The organism is Streptomyces sp. NPDC059534 (assembly GCF_042743475.1).
GTDB lineage: Bacteria > Actinomycetota > Actinomycetes > Streptomycetales > Streptomycetaceae > Streptomyces.
This window is the reverse complement of record NZ_JBHWAQ010000037.1, coordinates 61,037-68,986: the sequence shown is the minus strand read 5'-3', so window position 1 is coordinate 68,986 and position 7,950 is coordinate 61,037. Positions and strand designations below refer to the sequence as shown.

The window sequence follows — 7,950 nt, the reverse complement described above, 5'->3', positions numbered from 1 at the left end:
CGGGTGCTGCGCGCGGACGCCCCGGCTATGGGGATCTACCCGGTCGGCCAGGGGCTGTGGTACGGCTGCCCGGGGGGTGGGGTGCGCCCGTCGGACGCACCCCACCCCCGGCCTGCGGGAACTACGGCCGCAGGCCGTGCTCCCGCGTCGCGTCCTCGTCGACCGGCGCGTCGAGGCGGGCGTCGAAGCGCGCCAGCGGCTGCGCCGCCTGGACGGCCGGGGCGGAGACGCCGGCCCAGGCCAGGATGCGGGCGGTGGCGTTCACGCGCTCGGATTCGACGAGCCCGGCGACGTTGGCGCCGTGGTTGGCGCCCGGCGCCACGTAGACGTAGCTGTCGCGCGCGCCCTTGCCGAGGCGGAACTGCTCGGAGCCCCAGGGGTCGTTGCCGCCGTAGACGAAGAGCATGTGGTTCGCGTTCTTGCGGACCCAGTCGTCGACGTCCCGCATGACCTGCGGCTTGAACTTCATGGGGATCTCACGCGGCACGAAGCTGCTGGCGGGCTGGTAGCCGTAGCGGCTCAGACCGTTCAGGTGCGGCTGCTTGATGGTGGGCGAGCCCAGCTCGGTCGCGGCCTGGTAGTAGTACGGCGTGTAGTACTCCAGGCCCTGGTCGGTGTAGGCGGACCAGCCGGAGTAGGCGTCGATCGTCTCGTAGACGGTGTCGTCGCTCGCGGTCGCCGCGTCCGGGATCTGGTCGCAGACGTCCTGGCCGTAGTACTGCCAGAAGCCCCAGACGAAGTCGAGGACGACGGCCTCGTACGCCTTGTCGAGCGAGCCGACCGTGTTGAAGGTGGCGCCCTCGGACTCGGCCCACGCCTGGTACTTCTTCTCCAGCGGCTCGCGGCGGACCAGTGCCTCGCGCTGCATGGCGTTCAGGCGGTCGCGGCAGTCCTTGGTGCCGACGTTCTCGAAGAACCGGTCGTAGGCCGAGTCCTCCTTGTTCACCACGTCGTTCGGGGCGACGTACGCGACGACGCCGTCCATGTCGCGCGGGTAGAAGCGCTCGTAGTAGGTGGCGGTCATGCCGCCCTTGGAGGCGCCGGTGGAGAGCCACTTCTGGCCGTAGATCTTCTTCAGCGCCGTGTAGATCCGGTGCTGGTCGCTGGCCGCCTGCCAGATGTCCAGCTTGGACCAGTCGGCGGGCTGCGGACGGGACGGCGTGAAGAAGCGGTACTCCATGGAGACCTGGTTGCCGTCGATGATCCGGGTCGGCTCGGTCCGGCTCGGCGTGGTGCTCAGGCCGTATCCGCTGGTGCGGAAGACGGTGGGGCGGCCGGTGTCCTTGTGCAGGAGCGACAGCCGCTGCTTGAACGTGCCCGCCCACGGGCGGTGGTGGTCGATCGGCTGGACGTACTCCAGGACGAAGTAGCGGTAGCCGGCGTACGGCTTCTCCTCGATCAGGCTCATCCCGGGGATCGCCAGGATGCGGTCCTTGATGTCCGTGCTCTGCGAGTCGGCGACGGACGTGCTGCCGGTCTCCGTGTCCGCGGCGGTGGCCACGCCGGTAGAGCCGACGGTGCCTATGAGCACCGAAAGCGACAGCAGCCATCTGAGCGACTTGCGCATTCGTCCTCCACTTGGTTCACAACGGTGTCGCGAACCTAGCGGGGGCAACGTGTGGACCGCCAGACCCAGTTGGTCCTTACCCTTGGACTTTCCTGCGTATCAGCACAGGATCCAGCCCGTGGCCCTGCCGATCCCGGCCACCGAAGCGTACGCGCGGACGCAGCGGTTGAGGGCGTGGACGGTGACGGGCCCGGTCTGCCGGTCGAACCGTCCGGCCCGGACGGCCGGGCGGCCGCCGCGCGGCTGGAGGGAGACCGTCATCGGCCGGCGGGCGCCGGGCCGCTTCGCGACGGTGACGGCGCAGACGTAGTGCCGCGTCCGGTAGACGCGCAGCTCGCCGGTGGCGAAGGCATAGGTCCTGGTGGGCCGCCCGTGGCAGACCGACGCGGCCTCGGCGGTCCCGGCGCCCGGTCCCGGACCGGGCAGCAGGAGCAGCGCGAGGGCGGCGAGGAGCGGGGCGAGCCCACGGGTGAGCAGCCGTCGGCCGCCGCGGCGGCGGCGTTCGGGCGTCGGGTCCGTGGTCATGGGTTCCCCTCCCGGGTGAATCGCCGTACGGGCATACGACGCACCCCGCGCCGGAATGGTTGCCTCCGGGGTGACGGGAGCGGCGGCGTCCTGCGCGGGACGGCGAGAGGGGGGACGGAACGGGGGTGGGAGACGGGCGCCCCGGGAAACGGCCGCGGCCGGCCGGGAGGAGGCCGGCCGGCCGCGTTCGGGTGCGTCCCGCGCGGTCAGACGCGCTCGGGCTGGGGCTCCCCGATGAAGGTGCTCCACAGCTCCGCGTACTGCCCGCCCAGGGCGAGGAGTTCCTCGTGGGTGCCGTCCTCCGCCACCCGGCCGTGGTCCATCACGACGACCCGGTCGGCGCGGGCCGCCGTGGTCAGGCGGTGGGCGACGACGAGCGTCGTCCGGCGGCCGGCGAGACGGTCGGTGGCCTGGTTGACCTGGGCCTCGGTGGCCAGGTCGAGGGCGGCGGTGGCCTCGTCGAGGAGCAGGATGTCGGGGTCGACGAGTTCGGCGCGGGCGAGGGCGATCAGCTGGCGCTGACCGGCCGACAGGTTCCGTCCGCGCTCGGCGACCTCGTGGAGGTAGCCGCCGTCGAGCGTGGCGATCATGTCGTGCGCCCCGACCGCGCGGGCCGCCGCCTCGACCTCGGCGTCGGTCGCCGCGGGGCGGCCGTACGCGATGGCGTCGCGGATCGTCCCGGCGAAGAGGTACGTCTCCTGCGGGACGACACCGAGCCGGTGGCGGTACGCGGCGAGGTCGAGGTCCCGCAGGTCGGTGCCGTCGGCGGTGACCCGGCCGCCCGTCGGGTCGTAGAACCGGGCGACCAGCTTGACCAGGGTCGACTTGCCCGCGCCGGTCTCGCCGACGAAGGCGACGGTCTGCCCGGCCGGGATGCGCAGGTCGATGCCGGTGAGCGCCTCCTCGCCCGCGTCGGCGGGGCCGTATCCGAAGGACACGTCCTCGAAGGCGATCTCGCCGCGCAGCGACAGCACGTCCAGCGGCGCGTCGGCGGCGGCCGTGGAGGTCGGCTCCTGGAGGAGTTCCTGCATCCGCTTCAGCGAGACGGCGGCCTGCTGGTATCCGTCGAAGACCTGCGAGAGCTGCTGCACGGGGGCGAAGAAGAGGTCGATGTAGAGGAGGTAGGCGACCAGGGCGCCGGTGGTGAGCGTGCCGGCCTCGATGCGGTTCGCGCCGACGACCATGACGGCGGCGGCCGCCCCCGAGGACAGCAGGGTGACGAACGGGAAGTAGACCGAGATCAGCCACTGCCCGCGGACGCGCGCCGCGCGGTACTCCTCGCTGCGGGCGGTGAACCGGTCCGCGACGGAGTCCTCGCGGCGGAACGCCTGCACGATGCGGAGACCGGAGACGGACTCCTGGAGGTCGGCGTTGACGATGCTGATCCGGTCGCGGGCCAGCTCGTACGCCCGCACGCTCGACCGGCGGAAGAAGTAGGTGGCGAACGCGAGGACCGGCAGCGTCGCGAAGACGACCAGGGCGAGCTGGAGGTCGAGCACCAGCAGCGCGACCATGATCCCGAAGAAGGTGACGACCGAGACGAAGGCGGTGACCAGACCGGTCTGCAGGAACGTCGACAGGGCGTCCACGTCGGTCGTCATCCGGGTCATGATCCGGCCGGTGAGCTCGCGCTCGTAGTAGTCCAGGCCGAGCCGCTGGAGCTGGGCGAAGATCTTCAGACGCAGCGCGTAGAGCACCCGCTCGCCGGTCCGGCCGGTCATCCGGGTCTCGGCGGTCTGCGCGACCCACTGCACGAGCACGGTGACCAGGGCCAGCGCGGAGGCCGCCCAGACCGCGCCGATCGCGAGCCGGTTCACGCCCTCGTCGATGCCGTGCCGGATCAGGACGGGCAGCAGCAGGCCCGCGCCGGCGTCGAGGGCGACCAGGCCGAGGCTGATGAGCAGCGGGGCGCCGAAGCCGCGGAGCAGCCGGCGCAGCCCGTAGGCGTCCTCGGGCGAGACGGCCCGGGCCTCGTCGATGCCGGGGGTGTCGGCGGCGGGCGGCAGGGCGGCGACGGCGGCGAGCAGCTCGGGGGTGGCGCCGGGCGCCGTGCTCTCCCGGTCGGCGGCCGCGTCCCGTACCCACAGGGTGGGGGTGATGCCCCGCTCGGCGTCGAATTCGGCGTCCAGTTCGGCCCGCAGCGTGCGGTCCTCGGGGAGCTCGGCCGGCGCGGCCGCGTGGCCGGGCGAGACGGCGCCCAGCTCGTCGGGGTCCGTGAGGAGACGGCGGTAGAGCTCGGAGCGCTCCTCCAGCTCCTCGTGGGTGCCGATGTCGGAGAGGCGGCCGCCGTCGAGGACGGCGATCCGGTCGGCGAGGCCGAGGGTGGAGCGGCGGTGCGCGATGAGCAGGGTCGTGCGGCCCGCCATCACCGACTTCAGGGCCTCGTGGATCTCGTGCTCGACCTTGGCGTCGACGGCGGAGGTGGCGTCGTCGAGGAGGAGCAGCCGGGGGTCGGTGAGGATCGCGCGGGCGAGGGCGACGCGCTGGCGCTGGCCGCCGGAGAGCGTGAGGCCGTGCTCGCCGACCCGGGTGTCGTATCCCTCGGGCAGCTCGGCGATGAACCGGTCGGCCTGGGCGGCGCGGGCGGCGGTCTCGATCTGCTCCTGGGTGGCGTCGGGGACGCCGTACGCGATGTTGGCCCGGACCGTGTCCGAGAAGAGGAAGGAGTCCTCGGGGACGAGGCCGACGGCGGCGCGCAGCGAGTCGAGGGTGAGCTCGCGGACGTCGTGGCCGCCGACGAGGACGGCGCCGTGGGTGACGTCGTAGAAGCGCGGCAGGAGGAGCGAGACGGTCGACTTGCCGGAGCCGGAGGCGCCGACGACGGCGACGGTCTCGCCGGAGCGGATCTCCAGGGAGAACCCGTCGAGGACGGGGCGCCCGTCCTCGTACGCGAAGGACACGTCGTCGAACTCGACGGTGGCGGGCGCGTCCGCCGGGAGTTCCTTGGTGCCGTCCTCGATGACCGGCTCGGTGTCGATGAGCTCGACGACCCGGTCGACGCCGGCCCGGGCCTGCTGGCCGACGGTGAGGACCATGGCGAGCATCCGGACCGGTCCGACGAGCGAGGCGAGGTAGGAGGAGAAGGCGACGAAGGTGCCGAGGGTGATCTGCCCGCGGTAGGCGAGCCAGCCGCCGAGGGCGAGGACGGCGACCTGGCCGAGGGCGGGGACGGCCTGGAGGGCGGGGGTGTACTTCGCGTTCAGCCGGATCGTCCGCAGTCGCCCGGCGAACAGCTTGCTCCCGGCCTCGCGGATCTTCCCGGTCTCCTGGTCCTCCTGCCCGAAGCCCTTCACGACCCGCACGCCGGTCACGGCCCCGTCGACGACGCCGGCGACGACGGCGGCCTGCTGCTGCGCGTGCCAGGTGGCCGGGTGGAGGCGGGTGCGGCTGCGCTTGGCGATGAACCACAGGGCGGGGGCGACGGCGAGCGCGACGAGGGTCAGCGGCAGCGACAGCCAGGCCATCACCGCCAGCGAGATGAAGAACAGCAGGAAGTTCCCGATGGTCATCGGGAGCATGAACAGCAGGCCCTGGATCAGCTGCAGGTCACTGGTGGCCCGTCCGACGACCTGCCCCGTGGACAGCTCGTCCTGCCGGCGCCCGTCCAGCCGGGTGATCGTCCGGTACATGTCCGTGCGCAGGTCGTGCTGGATGTCGAGGGCGAGGCGCCCGCCGTAGTAGCGGCGGATGTAGGTGAGGACGTACACGACGACCGCGGCGCCCACCAGGAGTCCGGTCCAGACCCCGAGGTCCCGGGTCTTCGTCCCGATCACGTCGTCGATGATCACCTTGGTCAGCAGCGGCACCAGGGCGAGCACGGCCATGCCGGCCAGGGAGGACCCCAGCGCGAGCAGCGTGTTCGCCTTGTACCGCCACGCGTACCCGGCCAGCCTCCGAGCCCACCCCTGCTGTTCCCGCCCGACCGCTGCCACGAGTGGCCTCCCGTTCGTCCTTCTCTACCGGAAGACCCAACACGGCCGACGTGCGATTTCATCCCGCCGCAACAATCGGCCGGCGGCGGGGCGGGGCGTCACAGGTGGGTCGGCTCGAACATCCGCAGCAGGGCGGGGAGGACGACGACCGAGGGGCCGGGGGCCGCCAGGGCCTCGGCCAGGTCCGACGCCAGGGTGTCCGGGGACGTGAGGGTGGCGGGGACGCCGAAGGACTCGGCCAGGGCGACGAAGTCGGGGCGGGCGAGTTCGGTGCCCGTGGTCTCGCCGAACGCGTCCGTCATGTACTCGCGGAGGATGCCGTAACCGCCGTCGTCGACGATCAGCCAGGTGACGTCGAGGCCGTACTGCTTCGCCGTGGCCAGCTCGGCGATCGAGTACATCGCGCCGCCGTCGCCGGAGACGGCGAGGACCGGCCCCGCCGGGTCGGCGACGGCCGCGCCGAGGGCGGCGGGGAAGGCGTAGCCGAGGCCGCCGGCGCCCTGGGCGGAGTGCATGGTGTTCGGGCGTCGGGCGTCGAAGGCCGACCAGGCCCAGTACGCCAGGATCGTCATGTCCCAGAAGCTCGGGGCCCGGTCCGGCAGCGCCTGCCGGACCGCCGCGACGACCCGCTGTTCCAGGCCGAGGTCCTGGGCGGCGATCCGCTCCCGGACCTTGGCCAGGACGGCCGCGACCCGCTCGGACGCGGTCGGGTCCGTGCGCCGCTCGGCCGTCTCCAGGAGGGCCTGGAGGGCGAGCCGGGCGTCCGCGTGGATGCCGAGCGCCGGGTGGTTGGACTCCAGCTTCCCGGCGTCGGCCTCGATCTGGATCACCCGGCCGCGCGGGGCGAAGGTGTGGTAGTTCGAGGACAGCTCGCCGAGGCCCGAGCCGACGACGAGGAGGACGTCGGCGTCCTCCAGGAAGTCGGTGGTGTGCCGGTCCTCCAGCCAGGACTGGAGCGAGAGCGGGTGCTCCCAGGGGAAGGCGCCCTTGCCGCCGAAGGTGGTGACGACGGGCGCGTCGATCAGCTCCGCCAGGGCGCGCAGCTTGCCGGAGGCGTCGGAGCGTACGACTCCGCCGCCCGCGATGATCACCGGCCGGGCCGCCCTCGACAGCAGGTCCGCCGCGACGGCCGTCAGCTCGGGGCGCGGCGCGGCCTCCTCGGGCGTCGCGTCCATCGCCGTGACCACGGGCAGCGTGGTCGGCGCGAGCAGCACGTCCTGCGGGATCTCCACCCACACCGGCCCGTGCGGGGCGGTGAGCGCCGACTCCCAGGCCGCCGCGATCGCGGACGGGATCTGGGACTGCGTACGGACGGTGTGGACGGACTTCACGACGTCCCGGAAGGAGGACTGCTGGTCGCGCAGCTCGTGGAGGTAGCCGTGCCGGCCGCCGCCGAGCCCGGCCGCCGGGATCTGGCTGCCGATCGCGAGGACCGGGGCGGAGGCGGCGGCCGCCTCCTGGAGCGCGGCCAGCGACATGAGCGCGCCGGGGCCGGTGGAGAGGAACAGCGGGGCGGCCTCGCCGGTGATCCGGCCGTACGCGTCGGCGGCGAAGCCCGCGTTGTTCTCGACGCGGAGGCCGACGTACCGGAGGGAGGAGCGGCGCAGCGCGTCGAACATGCCCAGGGCGTGCTGGCCGGGGAGACCGAAGACGGTGGCCGCGCCGAGGCCGGAGAGGGTCTCGATGACCAGGTCGCCGCCGGTGCGGCCCTTCGGCGGGTCGAGCGCGGCGGCGGTCTGCGCGGGGGTGGGGCGCAGCACGAGGTCGTGGTCGTGGGTCATGGGACGTCCCTGGCTGGTCGGTCGGCGGCCGTACGGTCGGGGGGGGGGGGGGGGGGCGGGCCCGCCGCCCCCCCCGGGCGAGGGCGGCCGGCCCGCGCACGCCCCCAGGGCGCGCCGAGACTGGGAGCATAGAATGAGCGATGTG

At 73.2% G+C, this 7,950-nt stretch carries 4 protein-coding genes; all 4 read right to left on the bottom strand.

Features of this window, described 5'->3' with window-relative positions; all coding sequences use genetic code 11:
- Positions 1–121 precede the first annotated feature (121 nt).
- Positions 122–1,567, bottom strand: a complete 1,446-nt coding sequence (locus ACFVZH_RS32525; protein ID WP_384903008.1) for an aminopeptidase — start codon at positions 1,565–1,567, stop codon at positions 122–124.
- 99 nt (positions 1,568–1,666) lie between these two features.
- The gene (locus ACFVZH_RS32520) at positions 1,667–2,092 is read right to left on the bottom strand and encodes a hypothetical protein (protein ID WP_384903006.1); all 426 of its coding nucleotides are present in this window, start codon (positions 2,090–2,092) and stop codon (positions 1,667–1,669) included.
- Positions 2,093–2,298: 206 nt separating this feature from the next.
- Entirely contained in the window at positions 2,299–6,024 is a 3,726-nt protein-coding gene (locus ACFVZH_RS32515) for an ABC transporter ATP-binding protein (protein ID WP_384903004.1), read from the bottom strand.
- Between the two features lie 98 nt (positions 6,025–6,122).
- A complete protein-coding gene (locus ACFVZH_RS32510) occupies positions 6,123–7,805 on the bottom strand; it encodes a thiamine pyrophosphate-binding protein (RefSeq protein ID WP_384903002.1) in 1,683 nt (560 codons plus the stop codon).
- Between the last annotated feature and the right edge of the window lie 145 nt (positions 7,806–7,950).

Bases quoted from the DNA above. Each gene is read 5' to 3' on its own strand.
- ACFVZH_RS32525 (WP_384903008.1), bottom strand. From the start codon at position 1,567: ATGCGCAAGTCGCTCAGATGGCTGCTGTCGCTTTCGGTGCTCATAGGC.
- ACFVZH_RS32520 (WP_384903006.1), bottom strand. From the start codon at position 2,092: ATGACCACGGACCCGACGCCCGAACGCCGCCGCCGCGGCGGCCGACGG.
- ACFVZH_RS32510 (WP_384903002.1), bottom strand. From the start codon at position 7,805: ATGACCCACGACCACGACCTCGTGCTGCGCCCCACCCCCGCGCAGACC.